Origin of the sequence: Halomicrobium urmianum, assembly GCF_020217425.1 — an archaeon.
Classification (GTDB): Archaea; Halobacteriota; Halobacteria; order Halobacteriales; family Haloarculaceae; genus Halomicrobium; species Halomicrobium urmianum.
In genome coordinates, this window is sequence record NZ_CP084090.1 from 2,149,894 (window position 1) to 2,167,122 (window position 17,229).

Consider the following 17,229-nt stretch of genomic DNA (forward strand, 5'->3'; position numbering starts at 1 on the left):
AAGAATCGGGCAGCAATCCCGACGTCACTCCGCGTGTACGGTGGCCGGGTCCACCCAGACGACGAAGCCGTCGTCCCGCTTGACGACGCCGGTGACCGCGCCGTCGCCGCCGTCGCCGGGCGGATCGTCGACCCGCTCGTCGTCGACTCCGACGACCTGTTCGACCTCGTCTACCAGCCAGCCGACCGCGTCCCCCTCGGCCGCGATGGACGGGTCGAAGACGACGACCCGGCGCTCGGCACCGTCCTCGCCGATGCCGAACACGTCCTTGGGGTTCACGATGGCGGTCGTCCGGCCGCGCAGATCCATCACGCCCTCGACGTACGGCGGGGCGTTCGGCACGGTCGTCAGGTCGCCGACGTCGACGATCTCCGTGACGTAGTCGATGCTGACGCAGTACGTCTCGTCGCCCAGTCGGAACTCCAGTACCTGATCGCTCGCCGCCGTGGTCGCCATGACGGACAGTCCCGGAGCGCCGACTTAAGGTTGATCGCCGGGCTATCAAAGTTGATGACGGGGGCGGTGTCTTTATTTCCGTGCTCGCCACGTTACGGGACAGGAATGGCCAGCGGTTCGAATCGCCGTGGGCGGCGCCCGCGGGGTGACCGATGACGGGCGTGCGGGCAGTCGTCGCCGACGACTCCCACTTCATGCGGAGCGTCATCTCGGACATCCTCGAGGAGGGCGGCGTCGACGTCGTCGCGGAGGCCCGGAACGGCCGCGAGGCCGCGGCCCTCGTCGACGAACACCGGCCCGACGTCGTCACCATGGACGTCGAGATGCCCGAGATGGACGGCATCGCGGCCGTCGAGCGGATCATGGCCGACTGTCCGACGCCGGTGTTGATGCTGTCGGCCCACACCGACGAGAACGCCGACGTCACCTTCGAGGCGCTGGAGGTGGGCGCGGTCGACTTCTTCACCAAGCCCGGCGGCGAGGTGTCGATGGAGATGTCCCGGCTGAAGGACCAGCTCGTGGACATGGTCCGGTCCGTCGCGGGGGCCGACGTGGGCGCGGGCGACGGAGCGTCGCCGACCGGGAGTGGCGACCGGTCGGGAACGGCCACGGCGGCGGAGTCGTACGTCGAGAACCCGACGCTCGTGATCGGCTCCTCGACCGGCGGTCCGAAGATGGTCGAGCGCGTCCTCTCGGAGCTCCCGCTGGCCGCGGACCTGCGGATCCTGATCGTCCAGCACATGCCCGAGGGCTTCACCGGGCGCTTCGCCGAGCGGATCGACGCCCGCAGCGACTACGACGTCGACGAGGCGCGCCACGGCGCCCGGATCGGCGGCGGCGAAGCGCTCGTCGCCGCCGGCGACCGGCACATGCGCGTGACCAACTACGGGAGCGGACGCCTGCGCGTGAAGCTGACGGACGACGACCCGGTCAACAGCGTCCGGCCCGCCGTCGACGTGACGATGGAGACGGCGGCCGACGTCGTCGACGACCCGCTCGTGGGCGTCGTGCTCACGGGCATGGGCGGGGACGGCGCCGACGGCGTCCGGCGGATCAGGCAGGCCGGCGGCCACACGATAGCCCAGGACGAGGCGACCTCGGCCGTCTACGGCATGCCCCGGCGCGCGGCCGAGACCGGCTGCGTCGACGACGTGCTGCCGATCGAGGAGATCTCCCGGGGCGTCCTCGATGCGATCACACGCGAGGTGACACGATGAACGACGAGTATCTCGACGCGTTCGTTCGCGAGAGCGAGGAGGCGATCACGCAACTGAACAACTCCCTGCTGGCCCTGGAGTCGGACCCGGAGGACACCGAGGCGATGGACTCGATCTTCCGGACGGCCCACACGCTGAAGGGCAACTTCGGCGCGATGGGGTTCGACGACGCCTCGAACCTGGCACACGCCGTCGAGGACCTCCTCGACGAGATGCGCCAGGGCGAGATGGCCGTCACGCCCGACGTGATGGACCTCGTCTTCGCCGGCGTCGACGACATCGAGGCCATCGTCCGGGAGATCGAAGAGCACGGCGAGGCCCGGACCGACACCGACGAGACCGTCGACCGGCTCCGGACCGTCCTCGAAGAGGGGGCCGAAGCGGCCGGCGGTGGCGCCGCGGCGGCCGCTGGCGGTGGTGGTGCCACAGTAGCGGCAGCGGGCGGTGGCGACGTCGCGACGAGCGACGGCGACGCCGAGGCCGCGACCGGAGGCGTCGCTGCTGCGGTGGCAGAGACGCCAGAGCTCGACACTGACCTCTCGTCCGGGGCGGCCGACGACCGGGTGATCCGGGCGACGGTGGACGTCGGGGACGCGGAGATGCCCGGCGTCGACGCGCTGCTGGCCGTCGACGGCATCGAGGAGTCGTTCCCGGTGCTCGACGCGACGCCGGATCGCGACGCGGTCGAGGACGGCGAGTTCGAGGACGACTTCGCGCTGTATCTCGACGCGCCCGACGCCGACGCCGTCGAGGCGGCGCTGGCCGACGTCGGGACGGTCGACGCGGCCGAGGCGGCCGACGTGACCGACGCCCTCGACGGCGGCGCAACCGGGAGCGACGACGGTGGAGCGCACGACGGCGACGAGTCGGCCGCCGACGGGGCGGACGACGGCGGTTCCGCAGCCGACGCCGGCGTCGACGAGATCAAATCGGTCCGGGTCGACGTCGATCAGCTCGACGACCTCCACGGGCTGGTCGAACAGCTCGTCACCAGCCGGATCAAGCTCCGCCGGGCCGTCGAGGACGACGAGGTCGGCGGCGCCGGCGAGACGCTCGACGAGCTCGACAAGATCACCGCGGACCTCCAGAACACGGTGATGGACATGCGGCTCGTCCCGCTGAAGAAGATCGTCGGGAAGTTCCCCCGGCTGGTGCGGGACCTCTCGCGGGAACTGGGCAAGGACGTCGAGTTCACCATCGAGGGCGAGGACATCGAGCTCGACCGGACGATCCTGACCGAGATCTCGGACCCGCTGATGCACATCCTGCGGAACTCGGTGGACCACGGCATCGAGGCGCCCGACGTCCGCGAGGAGAAAGGCAAGCCCCGAACGGGTCACGTCACGTTGCGGGCCTCCCGCGAGCGGGACCACGTGATCGTCGAGGTCGAGGACGACGGGGCCGGACTGGACGTCGACGGGATCCGGAGCAAGGCCGCCGAGAAGGGCGTCCGCTCGCCGGAGGAACTGGAGGCGATGGACGACTCGGCCATCTACGACCTGGTCTTCCACCCCGGCTTCTCGACGGCCGACGAGGTGACCGACACCAGCGGCCGCGGCGTCGGGATGGACGTCGTCCACGACACCGTCACGCAGCTCGACGGCTCCGTCAGCGTCGACTCGGCGCCCGGCGAGGGGACCACGGTGTCGCTGCGCCTGCCGGTGACGATGGCCATCGTCAAGGTGCTGTTCGTCGAGGTCGGCGACGAGGAGTACGGCGTGCCCCTGAAGAACGTCGACGAGATAACCCGCGCCGACGACGTCAAGCGGGTCGACGGGAGCGAGGTGATCAAGCACGACGGCGAGATCTACCCGGTCGTCGACCTCGGGTCGACCTTCGACGTGCCCGGGGAGACGAAGAACGGCGACGGGATGCTCGTGCGCGTCCGCGAGTCCGAGCGCCAGGTGGCGCTGCGCTGTGACTCCGTCGAGCGCCAGGAGGAGGTCGTCGTCAAGCCCCTGGAGGGCATCCTCAGCGGGACGCCGGGGCTCTCGGGGACGGCCGTGCTCGGCGACGGAAACATCGTCCACATCCTCGACGTGGTGACGCTGTGAGCGACATGAGCAAGGGTAGCCAGCGCGAGTTCGACCAGTTGCTCGCCCTCATCGAGAAGCGGATGGACTTCGAGTCCGGCTTCTACAACGACGCCTACCTCGACCGCCGGATCACCGCCCGCATGCGGCGGACGGACACCGACTCCTACGCCGAGTACAAGCGCCTCCTCCAGCGGGACGACGGGGGGGAACGCCAGGCGCTGCTCGATTCGCTGTCGATCAACGTCACCGGCTTCTTCCGGAACCCGGAGGCCTGGGAGCACCTCCGTCCGGTCCTGCGGGAACTGACCGAGCAGAAGCGCCGCGTCGACGTCTGGAGCGCCCCCTGCGCGGACGGCCGCGAGCCCTACTCGGCCGCGATGCTGGCGCTGGACGACGACGAGGTCGTCGACCGGCGCGTCTCGATCCTGGGGACCGACATCAACCGCGACGTCCTCCGGCGGGCCCGTCGGGCAACCTACCAGACCTCGCAGACGACGGACATCGAGGGGGAACTGGCACCCCTCGACGAGTACGAGCCCTACGTCGACCGCGACGGCGACGAGTTCACCGTCCGACCGCCCGTCCGGGACATGGTCTCCTTCGAGCAGCACGACCTCATCCGCGGCGAGGCCAAGCGGAACTTCGACCTCGTCTTCTGCCGGAACCTCCTCATCTACATCGACAGCGAGTACAAGGTCCCCATCTTCGAGACGATCCGTAACTCGCTGCGCCCGGGCGGATATCTCATGATCGGGATGACGGAGACGCTGCCCGCGGAGTGCCGGGACGCCTTCGAGCCCGTCGACAAGCAACACCGCATCTACCGACGCGTATGAGCCTCTACCAGCTGGAACGGGACGGCGAAGTCCAGGAACTCATCCGGGTGCTCAGGGAGAGCGACAACGAGCGCGTCCGAGCCCGCGCCGCCGAGTTGCTCGGGAACTTCCCCGACCACGACGACCGCAGGGACGTGGTCAACGCCTTGATCCGGTCCGCGCAGTCGGAGGGCGGCGCGGTCGCAGCGAACGCGGTCGACTCGCTTTCCGACCTCGGCGGGGACGCCATCGAGCAACTGATCGCCGACGCCGCCGGCGTCGACCTCGACGAGGGCGCCGACTGGGTCCGCGCGAAGGCCTTCGCGAGGGCGCTGTCGGCCGACGTCCCCGAACTCCGGATGGCCGCGGCCAACGCCCTGGGCCGGCTGGATCAGGCCGACGCGGTCGGGCCGCTGGCCGGGCGCTTCGACGATCCCGACCCCCGCGTCCGGGCGCGGGCGGCGCGGGCCTGCGGGTCCATCGGCGACCCGCGGGCCGCCGAACCGCTGACGAAACTGCTCGACGACGGTCACGCGACCGTCCGCCAGGAGGCCGCCCGCGCGCTGGGCGACGTTGGCAACCGGCGGGCCCTGCAGGCCCTGCTCCCGCTGTACCAGGATGACGACGAGCGCGTCCGCCGGGTCGCCGTCGACGCGTTCGGCAACTTCGGCAACGACCGGCCCGTCGACTACCTCGTCGAGTCGCTGACGGACGAGTCGGCCGTCGTCCGCCGGACCGCCGTCTACTCGTTGATCGAACTGCTGTCGAACGTCCCGACCGAGCGCAGCCACGAGATCCGCGAGACCGTCGTCGAGAAGCTCTCCGCGACCGACGACCGCAGCGTCGTCGTGCCGCTGGTGGAGATTCTCGAGGAGAGCACCCAGCCGGCCCAGCGTCGCAACACGGCGTGGCTGCTGGGCCGGGTGACCGGCGACGAGGAGCGCGGGCGCGTCCTCGACGCCCTGGTCGCGGCGCTGGACGAGGACGACGGGATGCTCCAGCAGTTCGCCGCGACCAGCCTCGCCCGGCTCGGCGGGAGCGACGTCGAGCGGCGCCTGCTTTCAGTCGTCGAGGATGACGACCGCGACCCGCAGGTGCGGGCCCAGGCCATCTTCGCGCTCGGCAAGGTCGGCGGCGAGCGTTCCCGGAAGACGCTCGACCGGCTGATCGACCAGACCGACAACGAGACCGTCCGTAAGCGGGCCTTCTCGGCCGTCTCGAAGCTGGGTGGTCGCGTGTGACGGGTGACAGCGCATGAGCGACGAGCGGAAGCTCGCGGACGCGAAGGGCAAGTTCGTCCAGGTCGTCGCCGACGGTCGCAAGCGCAACGACATCGACTGGGCGCTCGGCCGGATCCTCCTCTCGAACAGACGCCTGCTGCTCGTGAGCAACGACGGCAAGCGGACGATCCCGCTCTCGGAGATCACCCGGGTCACCGGCCGGGACGACGCGACTCAGGCCATCGCGAAGGTGTCGGGGTACCTCTCCGTCCAGGCCGGGGCCGACGTGTTCCTCGTCGCCCCGCAGGACGTCGACGCCTTCGAGGGCGAACTGTTCGACGCCCTGCTGGACCAGACGACGGTCGTCGTCAAACACCCCGCCGTCGAGGGCGGCGTCGTCCGCGACAGCGAGTGGGAGAAGGGCCGCCTGACCGTCGAGACGGGCGACGACCCCTCGGCCGACCTCGCCACCGCCGCGGGGACCTTCGTCGAACTCCCCGTCGACGACGTCGGCCGGGTCGAGCGGACGACGAAGACCGTGAAGGGGTCCGACCGGCCCGTCCTCGAGGTCGAACACGCCGTCGATGGGACCAGCGTCGAGACCCACGTCGCCGGGGCCGCACAGGACGTCGCCGTCCTCGGCTGCTTCCTGCGCCGCGGCGACGCCGACGCCGACGACGTCGATCTCACCAGGGAGGAGCACGAGGTGCTGATGGCGCTCTACACCGGCGTCTCCCCGTTCCAGATCCCCGACTTCGTCGGCATGGACGTCGACCAGGTCGAGGCGGTCTTCGACGACCTCGTCGAGCAGGGCGTCCTCGAAGCGGTCCGCACCCGCCGCGAGGTCCAGCTGGAGGCCCGCGGGCGCTCTATCGCCGGCGACGCGATGTCGGAGCAGTAGGCGGTTCCGAGTGCAACGAGGAACCGCCGGACAAGCGAGCGGGAGCGACGATAGGAGCGACACGCAAACAGTAGCGAGGTTCTGACCGTAGGGAAGAACCTCGTTTTAGCGAGCGGGAATGAGCGAAGCGCACGACACGCAAGCATGGCGGTTCCTCGTTCACGGGAGCGGGAAACCGCCGCTCGGATGCTCCCCGTCTAGCACACCGTCGAAATCGGTTTGTCGTGCCCCGGCGACGACACCACATGGCTCGCGACGGCTACCGGGGTACCGCAGCGCGTTTCTACGACGTCCACGCCCGCGAGTTCGACCGCGACGGCGCGGCCTTCTATCGGCGGCTGGCGTCCGACGCGGACGGTCCCGCCCTCGAACTCGCCTGCGGGACCGGTCGGGTGTACCTCGACCTGCTCCGGTCCGGGGTCGACGTCGACGGACTCGATCGGTCCGCGGACGCCCTCTCGGTTCTCCGCGAGAACGTGGACGCCGACGGCCGCTCGCCGACCGTCTGGCAGGCAGACATGACGGACTTCGCCGTCGACCGCGAGTACGCGCTGGTCTACTGTCCGTTCAACGCCGTCCAGCACGCGCTCACCGTTGGGGACCAGCTCGCTCTCTTCCGATGCGTCTCCGACGCGCTGGCTCCCGGCGGCCGGTTCGTCTTCGACGTGTTCGTCCCCTCCTTCGAGGTCATCTGCGAAGAGTACGGCGACTGGGAGACCAAGTCGGTTCGATTCGACGGCGAACCCCACGAGTTCCGCACGCGCACCCGCATCGTCGACGAGGTCGAACAGCGCTTCGAGGTGACGAACGAACTCCGCGACGCCGACGGTAACCACCTCTTCGAGGAGTCGTTCCCGCTGGCGCTGCTCCCCAAACCCCACGTCGGACTGCTCGCCCGCCTGTCCCCCTTCGACGACTGGCACGTGGACGGCGGCTTCGGCGGCGAACCGATCGCCGACGGCGACGAGACGCAGGTGTGGACGTTGGAGACTGCGGAGTAGTGTGGCACGAGCATCCGCGGCGCTTCGCGCCGCGGTTCACTCCGAGCGCGCTGAAGGCGCGTCTCGGAGCTGTTTTTCGCCCACGTTTTTCCGAGGAGTGGTGCCCGCAGCGAGCCGAAGGCTCGCGAGGACACCCGACGCCGGAAAAAGGTGGTCGGCTAGTGATTGACGTCTTCCAGGTGCTTGCTGGCGACGACCTCGCCCTTGGGCGTGAGCGCGGGGCCGTCGGGGGAGTCCTGGACGAGGCCGTCCTCCTGCAGGTCGCGCAGGAGCATGGTGACCTCGGAGCCGTCCTTGCCGACGACGCTGGCCAGTGGCATCCCCTCCGAGTCGCCGGTGGAGTACATCGCGACCAGCAGCTCCGTCTTGTCGTCGGTGAGCTCGACGTCCTCCAGTTCTTGGACGAGGTCGGTGTACTCAAGGCGGAGGTAGCGACCGAGGATGGACAGCTTCCGCGAGGAGGGGACGGCGGCGACGGTGGTGACGGCGCGGCCCGCCTTCATGTGCCGGAAGGTCAGTACGGGGCGCTCCTCGCCGCCGATCTCGCGGCGGCCGCGCTCGAAGTCGGTCACGGTCTCCAGCGAGACCGCGAAGGAGCCGTCGGGCCGGCGGAACTCGACGGTGCCGGCCTCGACGTACAGCTTGGCGCTCTCGAACCCCTCGTCGGTGACGCGACCGCCCACGCGGGCCCGCTCCGTGACGGAGGTGTCGGTGCCGTTGATGATGGCCTTGAACAGCACCGTCGAGAACTTCTCGACCTTCTCGTCGTCGGCCTCGACGACGGCGACCGACCGCTGGCCGCCGCGCTCGAAGGCGACGGTGACCGTCGACTGGAAGAAGTCGCCCAGATCCGGCGGGACGTGACCGACGGCGACGTCGAAGACGGCGGAGAGCGGAATCGTCAGCTTGTCGTCCTCGTTGGCGGCCAGCACCAGGCGCTTCTGGCTGAGGAGGACCCGCCCCTGCACCGGCTCGGCCCGGGTCATCACCTCCGCGTTGAACTGCCCCACGAAATCGGCGATGACGGACTCCGACATGTGACTCGCCGGCGGCTACCACGGCGGCGATATTGAGGGTTTCGCGCCAGTATCAATCGAGAGAACGCGTAGGGGCGAGAAGCCCGCCGGCGGCCGTCTATCCGTCGAGGTCGCGCGCGATGTCCGCCAGCGACGAGTCGGGGGCGTCCGTCGCGCTGTAGACGACGCGCTTGCCCGGCTCGCGGAGGCCGTACTTGTAGCCGGCCGTGATAACGTCGAGGTGGGCCGAGCCGCCGAGCGCGACGCCGCTGGCGTCGACCCACTCGGCGAGGCGGTTGTCCCCGTCGCCCTCGCGGGCCAGGCGCGCGTTGTCGGCGACGTGGCTCACCACGAGGCTGCCGTCGAGCGCGCCGTCGACGCGGGCGTGGTACTCCTCGCCGTCCAGCACCAGGCGGACCACGTCGCCCTCGTCGGCGTCGATCCCGTCGGGGAGTTCGACCTTCGGGCGGTCGGTCCGGCCGACGCTGGCGACCGTCACGCGATGCGTCTCGACGGCGTCGTGGTCGCTCGGCAGCCGGTCTGCCACGCTACTCCTCGTCGCCCAGGAGGTCGTCGACGTCGTCGCTGCCGCGCTCGGTGATCTTCGCGTTGACCTGCGCCGTCGCGTCGGAGACCTCGCGGCCGCGGACGGTGATGCGCTTGCGCTCGCCGTCGCGGGTCGGGTTGAAGCCGACGCCGCCGTCGGTGAGGATCGACTTGAGGTCGTCGCCGCGGACGTCCGGTCGCATCGGCCGGCCGGCGTCGTCGGAGCCGCCGGTCAGCTCGAGCGTGTAGCCGTCGAGGCCGACGGCGCCGCCGTCGACATCCTCGCCGATCTCGCGACCGATGAAGCGGTTTGCGTCCTGTCCGTCCACGTCGATCTGGTACGTGGTGCCGTCCTCCGGGTCGGAGACGGCGACCGTGAATTCAGCCATACGGGACAGCTATCGGTCAGGCTTAAAAAGTACGTCGGAACCATCTTTTTACTGCGGGGGGTTCGCACACGTTCGAACCCCCCTTGCAAAAACATGGTCCTCCTGAGCGCAGCGAAGGAGGGCTCGGGAGAGCGTAGCTCTCCCGGCGGTGAAAAACACCCGGAAGCGGCGAAGCCGCTTCCGGTGAAACCACGGCGCGTAGCGCCGCGGTATGCTGGCGACTGCTCACTCCTCGGCGTCGACGACGGTACTCACTCTGGCGTTCTCGGCTACCACCTTTTTCGCCGTGAGGTTTCCTCGTTCACTTCGTTCACTGCGGGAACTCCACGGCGAAAAACGTGGGCGAAAAAGCGGACTCGCCGCCCTGCGGCGAGTTCGTAGTGCTACTCCTCGGCGTGCACGATCGTACTCACCCGCGCGTTCTCCTTGATCCGTATTCCGGCACCGCCGACCGACAGCGGGACGCGGGGCAGTTCGTCGACGCGCAGCGTCGGGTGCGAGACGCCCCGCTCCAGCAGTTCCGTCCGGGGCTGGACCGTGACGGCGGCGTCGCCCGTCAGCGACTCGTTGTACTCCAGCAGGTACTGGCCCTCGCTGAGGTGCCACCACTCGTAGTCGTCGTCGGGGTTCCGCTTCTCGCTGTCGTGGGGCGCGGTCCCGGCGGGTTCGAGTTCGCCGCCCCCGAAGTCGACACGTCCGGGTTCGACCACCTCGTACACCTCGGCGACGGTGAGGTCGAACCCCTCGTCCTCTGTCTGGGTCGGTTCGTGGACGACGTCCGTGACGTACTGCTCGTACATGCGCGGGGCCACGGACGGAACGTTGAAAAAGCCGGTCGCCGGGCGCGGGCGGTCGCTACTCCCAGGCGAACGCGCCGGCCTCCAGCACCGCCTCGCCGTCGACGAGCAGGCGACCCTCCTCGCGGAGGTCGGTGATCAGGTCGACGTGGACGGCGCTGTCGTTGCCGGCCTCGCCCCCGGACAGACAGGCGTCGTAGGCCCGGCCCAGTGCGAGGTGGACGGTGCCCCCCATCTTCTCGTCGAAGAGGATGTTGTCGGTGATCCGGTCGACGCCGCGGTTCGCCCCGACGCCGAGTTCGCCCAGGCGCCGCGCGCCGTCGTCCGTCTCCAGCACCTCCGCGATGGTCGCCTCGCCCTGTGCGGCCGCGTAGTCGACGACCTCGCCGTCCTCGAAGGTCAGGCGGACGTCCCGGACCCGCGTGCCGTGGACGGTCATGGGCACGTCGAAGGTCACCTCGCCCGCCGTCGCTTCGGGCGCGGTGAACACCTCGCCGGAGGGGAGGTTGTGGGAGTCGTAGGCCACGCTCGCGGCGCTGTTGACGGCGGTCCGGTTCTCGATCGCCATCGTCAGATCGGTCCCCGCACCCTCGATGCGGACCTCGCTGCCGTCGTCGAGGGTCTCCTTCAGCCGGCCCATCTCCTCGGCCAGCGACTCCCAGTCCCGCAGCGTGGCGTCGTAGACGAAGTCGCGGTAGGCCTCGTAGCTCATGCCGGCCTGCTGGGCCATCGCCCGCGTGGGGTGCTGGGTCGACACCCAGTCCGTGTCCAGGCGGGCCTCGCGGATGGCCTGCCGCGAACGGTTGTACGCCTGCCGGCGCTCGCTCGGCACGTCGCTGGTCCCGGCGGTGTTGTTCGAGCCCTTCAGGATCAGGACGGAGTCCGCGCGCTCGTACAGTTCGCGCTCGTAGGCGGGGTCCTCGCCGAAGTCGCCGTCGTGGGCGCGCAGGTACGCCCGGGTGAGCTCGTCGGAGCCGTACGTCGCCAGGAGGTTCGCGCCGCGGTCGCCGAGCGCCTCGGCGACGGCCACCGCGAGGTCGTGGGCGCCCTCGTCGACGTGGACGACCACGTCGTCGCCCGCCTCGACGCGGGCGCTCCAGTCGACGAGCGTCTCGGCGTGTTCCCGGATGCGCTGGTCCATACTTCGACTGTGCCGGCGGGCGACAAAACGGCGGCGACCCGTCGCGCAGGTCGGCGGCTCCCTACTCGGCGTCGACGGCCACCGACTCCCCGCGCTCGGCGCTCTCGTACAGCGCGTCGATGGCCGCCGCGTTGCCGACCGTCTCGGCGCGGTCGACGCGCGGCGTCCGGCCCGAGTCGACCGCGTCGGCGAAGGCCTCGGCCTGCAGGCGGTAGTGATCCACGGCGTCGAACGTCTCCGTGTGCTCCTCGCCGTCTTTGACCCAGGTCAGCGACACCGGCTGGTCGGGCTCGGGGCCGAAGGGGTCCGCGGCCTCAACCCGCCCGTCCTCGGTCAGCACGCGGTAGCGCTCGGTGTGGGGCGCGTCGAAGCTCCCCACGACGTGGGCGGTGGGACCGTCGCCGTACTCCAGGGTGCCGGCGAGGTGGGAGTCGACCCCGGAGTCGTAGCGGTCCACGGCCGTGGCGTATGCGCGGTCGGGCTCGCCGAGGAAGTTCCGAGCCGCGCTGACGGCGTAGCAGCCCACGTCCATCAGCGCCCCGCCGTCGAGGTCCGGGTCCAGACGGAAGTTGTCCGTTCGGTCGCCCATCTGGAAGGTGAACGTGGCCTCGACGTGGCGGACCGCGCCCAGTTCCTCCCGGACGATCTCCAGCGCTCGCTCGGTTCGCGGGTGGAACCTGTACATGAACGCCTCCATCAGCGTCACCCCGCGCTCCTCGCAGTAGTCGAACAGATCGTTGGCCGCTCCCGGGTCGCGGGTCAGCGGCTTCTCGCAGAGGACGTGCCGGCCCGCGTCGGCGGCCTTCCGGGTCCACTCCGCGTGGAGGGCGTTGGGCAGCGGATTGTAGACGGCGTCGATCCCGTCGTCGGAGAGCAGCGCCTCGTAGCTCCCGTACGAGCGGTCGATGCCCGTCTCCGCCGCGACATCGTCGGCGCGGTCGGCGTCCCGCGAGGCGATAGCCGCCACGCGGTGCTCGCTGGCCTGGATCGCCGGGATCACGTAGTCGATGCCGATGTGGGCCGTGCTGAGAACGCCGAAGTCCATGCCGGAGAAGCGGCGCTGCAGCTATTAAAGCCGCCGCCGGGTCGGCGTCCGGCCGAGCGTAGCGAGGCCGGGCTCGGAAGGCGAGTGGAACGAGCCGTTCGGCGTCCTGGCGAGCGAAGCGAGCCAGGGCTCGCGGGACGAACGCAGTGAGTCCCGCGGCGTCTCTGCGAACGCAGTGAGCGCGGGCTCGGGAGTCGACCAGCGGGAGCCTCCCGACGTCGGGCCGATCGCGTCAGTTAGACACGCGGTTCCGCAGGTCGAACGCCTCGATGATGCTCTGGTTGCGGTCCAGGTTCGTCTCCAGTTCGACGTGGAGCGTGTCGAGCATGGTGTCGACCAGCTCCTGGCGCTCCTCGTCGGAGGTGAACCGCTCGTCGCCGGTGTTCGGATCGGTCGAGGGCAGGCCCTGCTCCAGGGCCCACTCCTGGTTCGGGTAGGCGGTCCGCATGTTGTACGGCTCGTCGTGCTGGGCGATCCGGACCGCGTACGCCGAGAGGCTCCGCTCCTCGTCGTAGACGACCTCGATGATGTCCCGCTGCGGGTGGCCCTTGCCGGGGTTGGGCCGGTGCGGGTTGTTGTAGTGGCCGTTGCGCAGGTCCGACAGGCCCATCAGGCCGACCCACCAGATGACGGCGGCGTCGACGTAGTAGGGCACCGCCTGCGTGTTCTTGAACTTCAGGACCTGATACCAGTAGTTGGAGTTCTCGGCGTGCATCCGGACGGTGGCTTCCATCGGCGCGTTGGCCGTGAAGCCCTCGTCGAGGTCCTCGCCGGTCACCGGGTGCTCGTTGTTCCGGATGGTCTGGAGCAGCGGGTGGTCCTCGTCGTAGTAGACGTCGTCGCTCAGCAGCGACGAGAACGTCCAGTCCGCGTCCTCGTGGTCCGGCTGGTCGTGGGCCCGGTCGCGCTCGTACTTCTCCTCGGGCTGGTAGGTCCGCGCGTCCGTGGGCCACTCCTGTTGAATCAGCTGGTCGGGGTCGTTGCCCGCCGTCGCCGGTCCGGCCGTCTGGTCCCACGGGTCGTTCGTCTTGTGGTACGTCAGCTGCTCCGTCTCGTCGGGCAGCAGCATGAGCCGCGGCAGCAGCTTCGCCGTCGCGTGGTACGGGAAGCCCTCCTCGACGTAGGTCTGGACGTGATCCAGCGCCTGCGTGCCGAGCTCGCCCATCGTCAGCTCGCCGCTGTTGACCTTGTCCTGGATGGCCTGGACGTCGACGTCGTACATCCCGGCCTTCGTGCTGTCGTCGACGGACTCCTCGGTGACGTCGATCTCGCCGTCGACGCTGCCCTTGTCGGGCAGGTAATCGAGGAAGTCCCGCGGGACGTGCATGTGCGCGTCGTCGGAGTCGAACGTGGGGCACAGCTCCGCCAGCGTCGTGTCGGCGGTGATCTCCGAGGCCGGCAGCACGTCCTCGGGCTCCTTCTCGTTGCCTGCCTCGACCTCCCAGGGCCAGGCCTCGGGGTCGGTTTCGGTCGGCGGCGGCGTCGACTCGCCGTCGTCGTCACCGATCGACGGGAACGGCGTGGCGGCGAAGGCGATCCAGTCGACCTCGACCCTCCCGCTCTCGCCCTGCCAGAAGTTCAGGCGCACGTCGTCGACGGCCGATCGGTCGACGCCCATCGCGTCGATGTCGACGGCGACCTCCGCGAACTCGGTCGCGATCGGTTCCTCGGTCAGGTCGGCGAGCCGTCCCTCGGTACCGCCGACCTCCACCTGGATGCCGCTCTGCTCGTCACCGGAGACGCCCCGCATCGACAGCACCAGGTACTGATAGTCGGAGACGTCCTCGTGGACGCGGGTCGCGAAGAAGCCCGACTCGTCGTACGCCAGGCTGAGGGCGCCGTCCTCGACCTCGGCGCTCTCCAGCGCGGCCGTCGTCCAGTCGCGGTCGAGGCTGTTCTGGTCGCCGGATTCCTCGAAGTCCTGTACCACGAGCGGGTCGGGCGACGAGTCTTGGGCGCCAGCCAGCGACGAGCCGGCCACGCCAGCGAGACCGCCCGTCCCGAGCGCGAAGCCGCCCTTGATGATGGTTCTGCGTCGCATAGTTACACCTCCCCGAACAGGTCGACGAGGTCGGCGTAGTCGACGTCGCCGTTGCCGTTGTAGTCGTAGTACTCGACGTTGTCGGTCATCGCGTCGCTCTCCATGTTGTCGAAGTAGGTGACCACGTCGTCGTAGTCGACCTCGCCGTTGCCGTTGAGGTCCTCGTACTCGCCGTCGCCGTCCGGGTCGGTCGGGCTTGCGTCGTTCCTGCCGACCGGCGGCGGACCGTCGCCCCCGTCGCCGTCACCGCCGGCGAACCGGACGGCGGCCAGGTCGACCCGGCCGTTGGCCTCGGGTCCGAAGGTGAGCCAGACGTCGTCGACGGCCGTCCGGTCGACGCCCGCGGCTTCGAGGTCGACGGCGACCGTCGACAGCGAGGTGCCGACGTCGTCGCCGGTCAGTTCGGACAGGGCGTCCTCGACGCTGCCGACCTCGAGGCGGACGTCGCCCTCCTCGCCGCCGTCAGCGCCGCGGACGTCCAGTTCCAGCCGCTGGTACGCAGACACGTCGCGGCCGACGTTGGTCCCGTACCAGCCGCCGCCGTCGTACGACAGGCGCAGCGCGCCGTCGGTGACGGTCGCCTCCTCGGCCAGGTCGCCGGCGTCGGTCCACTCCCCGAGGTCGTTCTCCCCGGGCCAGCCCGGGTCGCCGTCGAAGTCGTCGACGACCAGCGCCGATTCGCCGGACTGTCCGCTCGCCGTCGTCGCGAGAATCGCCGTTCCGGCGACCCCCGTCGATACCCCCTTGATGAATGTGCGGCGTCGTATCACGGTCGTGTTTAGTTAAGCGTGAAAAGTGAGGCGGGAGAATTTCTTGCTGGTTCATGGCAGAAATCGCCCGCCTCAACGGCAGTAGCGACTGGATAGATTTGGGTTTTGTGGAGCGCGAGCGGACACCCGAGCCGGCGATGATGCTGGGTATTCGATCGCACGTTGCGGGGCTATCGCTGTCGAATACCGTCGATTTGCTCGAGGACCTGGGTGTCGATCGGTCGCGGAAAGCGATCCACGATTGGGTGCAGAAAGCCGATTTACAGCCAGAACTAGGGAAATCGCCGAATCAGATCGCGATCGACGAAACGGTGATTCGGATCAACGATCAGCAATTCTGGCTGTACGCCGCCGGTGATCCTGCTAGAAACGAGCTGCTGCACATCCGGCTTTTTTCGACGACGACCACCGCTCTCACCGAAATATTTCTCCGCGAACTCCAGCAGAAACACGACATCGAAACAGCCGAATTTCTCGTTGATGGTGCCCAACACCTCCAAACCGCATTGCAACGAGCAGGCCTCCGATTTCAGATATCTCGCCACGGAAATCGGAATACTATCGAACGGATTTTTCGAGAACTCAAGCGCCGAACCTCGTCGTTCTCGAATTGCTTCAGCCACGTTGAGCCGGTAACAGCCGAAAATTGGCTCCAGAGTTTCGCTCGCTGGCACAATGCTTCTAACTAAACACGACCCGTATCACTGTCTCCCCCTCGTCAGTTCACATTTGGAACAAAGACGATAAATTTTGCTATGAGATGCGATATATAACGGCGTTCGTCAGGGGAACAGCGGGCTCGGTGAGTATCGGAACACGCCCGCAGTCGACGGTCGAACCGGAAGCCAGCGGCGACAGTCCGCGTCAGTTCGGCTGCGTTCGGCCCGTCGGCCCGTCCATCCGCGGCCGGCCGCCGGGCAGCTCCGCGACGCACTGCTTGCAGAAGCGGTACCCCGACTCGTTGGACGTCCCGCACTCGGGGCAGCGGCAGACTCCCGCCTCGTCGTCGCCGACCTCGGTGCGGGCCTCGCCGTCGCCCAGATCGGTGCGGGCCTCGCCGTCGGCGTCGTCCTCCGCCTCGCCGACCGCCGCCGGATCGCCGCGCATCCGGTAGGCGTACAGCAGGGTCAGCAGGTGTGCACCGAGGAGCACCGCGATAGCGGTGTACACCCACTCGTTCCCCAACATGTCTAATGATAGGCATAGTCGTCACTTCAGCGTTGCGTCCAGATACTTTAGGGCGATGACGGGCCAGGCCCGCCATGGCTCACCGCGCCCTCGTCGCCTATCGCCGACTGCCGGACGCGTACGCGCTGCACTACGCTCACTGGGGGACGGGACTGGCCGACGCAATCGGCCCCGACGCGCCCTTCGGCGGGGTCCGCGAGTTGGCTGACCCGGCCCGCGGCGTCGCCGAGCGCCTCGGTCTCGACGCGTCCGGCGGGTACGATCCGCCACCGACGCGGGTCGATCCCCGGCCGCTGCGCCGCCGGGCGACGCCCGAGGCCGTCCTCTCCGCTGTCGATCCGAGCGTCGAGTCGCTGGTGGTCGTCGACCGCGACTACCGGGCACAGACGTACGTCGTCTGCCCGGTCGGGTTCGGGCCGGCGGACGCGCCCGGCGACCCCGGCATCGTTCTCGCCCACCCCGACGGGGACCCGGCGGCCCTCCGCGAGCTGGTCGTCGAGACGCGGTCGGCGCTGGACGCGGCGGTCGCCCGCGTCGCCCTGACGCCGGACGCGGCGCGGGCGGCGTTCCGACGTGCGCTGGCCGCGCGTGCGACGGTGTATCCGGCTGACGACGCGTCCTTTTTACGCGCCGACTGACTACACAACCGC

Annotated in this window: 18 protein-coding genes; 8 read left to right on the top strand and 10 right to left on the bottom strand. The window is 69.3% G+C overall.

Annotated elements, in window-relative coordinates; translation table 11 throughout:
• Positions 1 to 24 precede the first annotated feature (24 nt).
• Positions 25 to 456: a chemotaxis protein CheW gene (locus LCY71_RS10770; protein ID WP_225333148.1), complete on the bottom strand. Its 432-nt coding sequence runs from the start codon at positions 454 to 456 to the stop codon at positions 25 to 27.
• Positions 457 to 608: 152 nt separating this feature from the next.
• On the opposite strand from LCY71_RS10770, the gene LCY71_RS10775 reads away from it, so the two are divergent.
• The 6 genes from LCY71_RS10775 to LCY71_RS10800 all read left to right on the top strand — a co-directional run bounded on the left by LCY71_RS10775 (position 609) and on the right by LCY71_RS10800 (position 7,646).
• Positions 609 to 1,673 carry a protein-glutamate methylesterase/protein-glutamine glutaminase gene (locus LCY71_RS10775; RefSeq protein WP_225333149.1) on the top strand — a complete coding sequence of 355 codons (1,065 nt, stop codon included), beginning with the start codon at positions 609 to 611 and terminating at the stop codon, positions 1,671 to 1,673.
• Positions 1,670 to 3,727 (top strand): chemotaxis protein CheA, encoded by a 2,058-nt coding sequence (gene cheA / locus LCY71_RS10780; RefSeq protein WP_225333150.1) that lies wholly within the window; start codon positions 1,670 to 1,672, stop codon positions 3,725 to 3,727. The genes LCY71_RS10775 and cheA overlap by 4 nt, the downstream gene beginning before the upstream one ends.
• Positions 3,728 to 3,732: 5 nt before the next feature.
• Positions 3,733 to 4,545: a CheR family methyltransferase gene (locus tag LCY71_RS10785; RefSeq protein ID WP_225333151.1), complete on the top strand. Its 813-nt coding sequence runs from the start codon at positions 3,733 to 3,735 to the stop codon at positions 4,543 to 4,545.
• A complete protein-coding gene (locus LCY71_RS10790) occupies positions 4,542 to 5,765 on the top strand; it encodes a HEAT repeat domain-containing protein (protein ID WP_225333152.1) in 1,224 nt (407 codons plus the stop codon). Before LCY71_RS10785 ends, LCY71_RS10790 begins: the two co-directional genes overlap by 4 nt.
• A 13-nt stretch (positions 5,766 to 5,778) precedes the next feature.
• The gene (locus LCY71_RS10795; RefSeq protein WP_225333153.1) at positions 5,779 to 6,645 is read left to right on the top strand and encodes a CheF family chemotaxis protein; all 867 of its coding nucleotides are present in this window, start codon (positions 5,779 to 5,781) and stop codon (positions 6,643 to 6,645) included.
• Between the two features lie 245 nt (positions 6,646 to 6,890).
• On the top strand, positions 6,891 to 7,646 hold the full coding sequence (locus tag LCY71_RS10800) for a class I SAM-dependent DNA methyltransferase (protein WP_225333154.1): 756 nt from the start codon (positions 6,891 to 6,893) through the stop codon (positions 7,644 to 7,646).
• A 158-nt stretch (positions 7,647 to 7,804) separates the two neighbouring features.
• On the opposite strand, the gene LCY71_RS10805 is transcribed toward LCY71_RS10800, so the two are convergent.
• From LCY71_RS10805 to LCY71_RS10840, 8 genes are all read right to left on the bottom strand, one after another.
• Complete coding sequence (locus LCY71_RS10805) at positions 7,805 to 8,683, bottom strand: CheF family chemotaxis protein (protein ID WP_225333155.1); 879 nt, start codon at positions 8,681 to 8,683, stop codon at positions 7,805 to 7,807.
• 97 nt (positions 8,684 to 8,780) lie between these two features.
• Positions 8,781 to 9,209: a DUF7112 family protein gene (locus LCY71_RS10810; RefSeq protein ID WP_225333156.1), complete on the bottom strand. Its 429-nt coding sequence runs from the start codon at positions 9,207 to 9,209 to the stop codon at positions 8,781 to 8,783.
• Position 9,210: 1 nt separating this feature from the next.
• Positions 9,211 to 9,597, bottom strand: coding sequence for a 30S ribosomal protein S6e (locus LCY71_RS10815; protein WP_225333157.1), 387 nt, complete (start codon positions 9,595 to 9,597; stop codon positions 9,211 to 9,213).
• Positions 9,598 to 9,980: 383 nt separating this feature from the next.
• Complete coding sequence (locus LCY71_RS10820) at positions 9,981 to 10,397, bottom strand: dCTP deaminase/dUTPase family protein (protein ID WP_225333158.1); 417 nt, start codon at positions 10,395 to 10,397, stop codon at positions 9,981 to 9,983.
• Positions 10,398 to 10,452: 55 nt separating this feature from the next.
• A complete protein-coding gene (locus LCY71_RS10825; RefSeq protein WP_225333159.1) occupies positions 10,453 to 11,535 on the bottom strand; it encodes an aminopeptidase in 1,083 nt (360 codons plus the stop codon).
• Between the two features lie 61 nt (positions 11,536 to 11,596).
• The gene (locus tag LCY71_RS10830; protein ID WP_225333160.1) at positions 11,597 to 12,580 is read right to left on the bottom strand and encodes a Gfo/Idh/MocA family protein; all 984 of its coding nucleotides are present in this window, start codon (positions 12,578 to 12,580) and stop codon (positions 11,597 to 11,599) included.
• Between the two features lie 232 nt (positions 12,581 to 12,812).
• Positions 12,813 to 14,621, bottom strand: coding sequence for a hypothetical protein (locus LCY71_RS10835; RefSeq protein ID WP_225333161.1), 1,809 nt, complete (start codon positions 14,619 to 14,621; stop codon positions 12,813 to 12,815).
• Between the two features lie 2 nt (positions 14,622 to 14,623).
• Entirely contained in the window at positions 14,624 to 15,391 is a 768-nt protein-coding gene (locus LCY71_RS10840) for a hypothetical protein (protein WP_225333162.1), read from the bottom strand.
• A 53-nt stretch (positions 15,392 to 15,444) separates the two neighbouring features.
• Between LCY71_RS10840 and LCY71_RS10845 the strand changes: the two genes are divergently transcribed.
• Positions 15,445 to 16,080 (top strand): IS6 family transposase, encoded by a 636-nt coding sequence (locus LCY71_RS10845; protein ID WP_225333163.1) that lies wholly within the window; start codon positions 15,445 to 15,447, stop codon positions 16,078 to 16,080.
• A 175-nt stretch (positions 16,081 to 16,255) separates the two neighbouring features.
• Here the strand turns inward: LCY71_RS10845 and LCY71_RS10850 are convergent, their stop codons facing one another.
• Complete coding sequence (locus LCY71_RS10850; RefSeq protein WP_225333164.1) at positions 16,256 to 16,579, bottom strand: zinc ribbon domain-containing protein; 324 nt, start codon at positions 16,577 to 16,579, stop codon at positions 16,256 to 16,258.
• Between the two features lie 74 nt (positions 16,580 to 16,653).
• On the opposite strand from LCY71_RS10850, the gene LCY71_RS10855 reads away from it, so the two are divergent.
• A complete protein-coding gene (locus tag LCY71_RS10855; protein WP_225333165.1) occupies positions 16,654 to 17,217 on the top strand; it encodes a DUF6735 family protein in 564 nt (187 codons plus the stop codon).
• Positions 17,218 to 17,229: the final 12 nt, after the last annotated feature.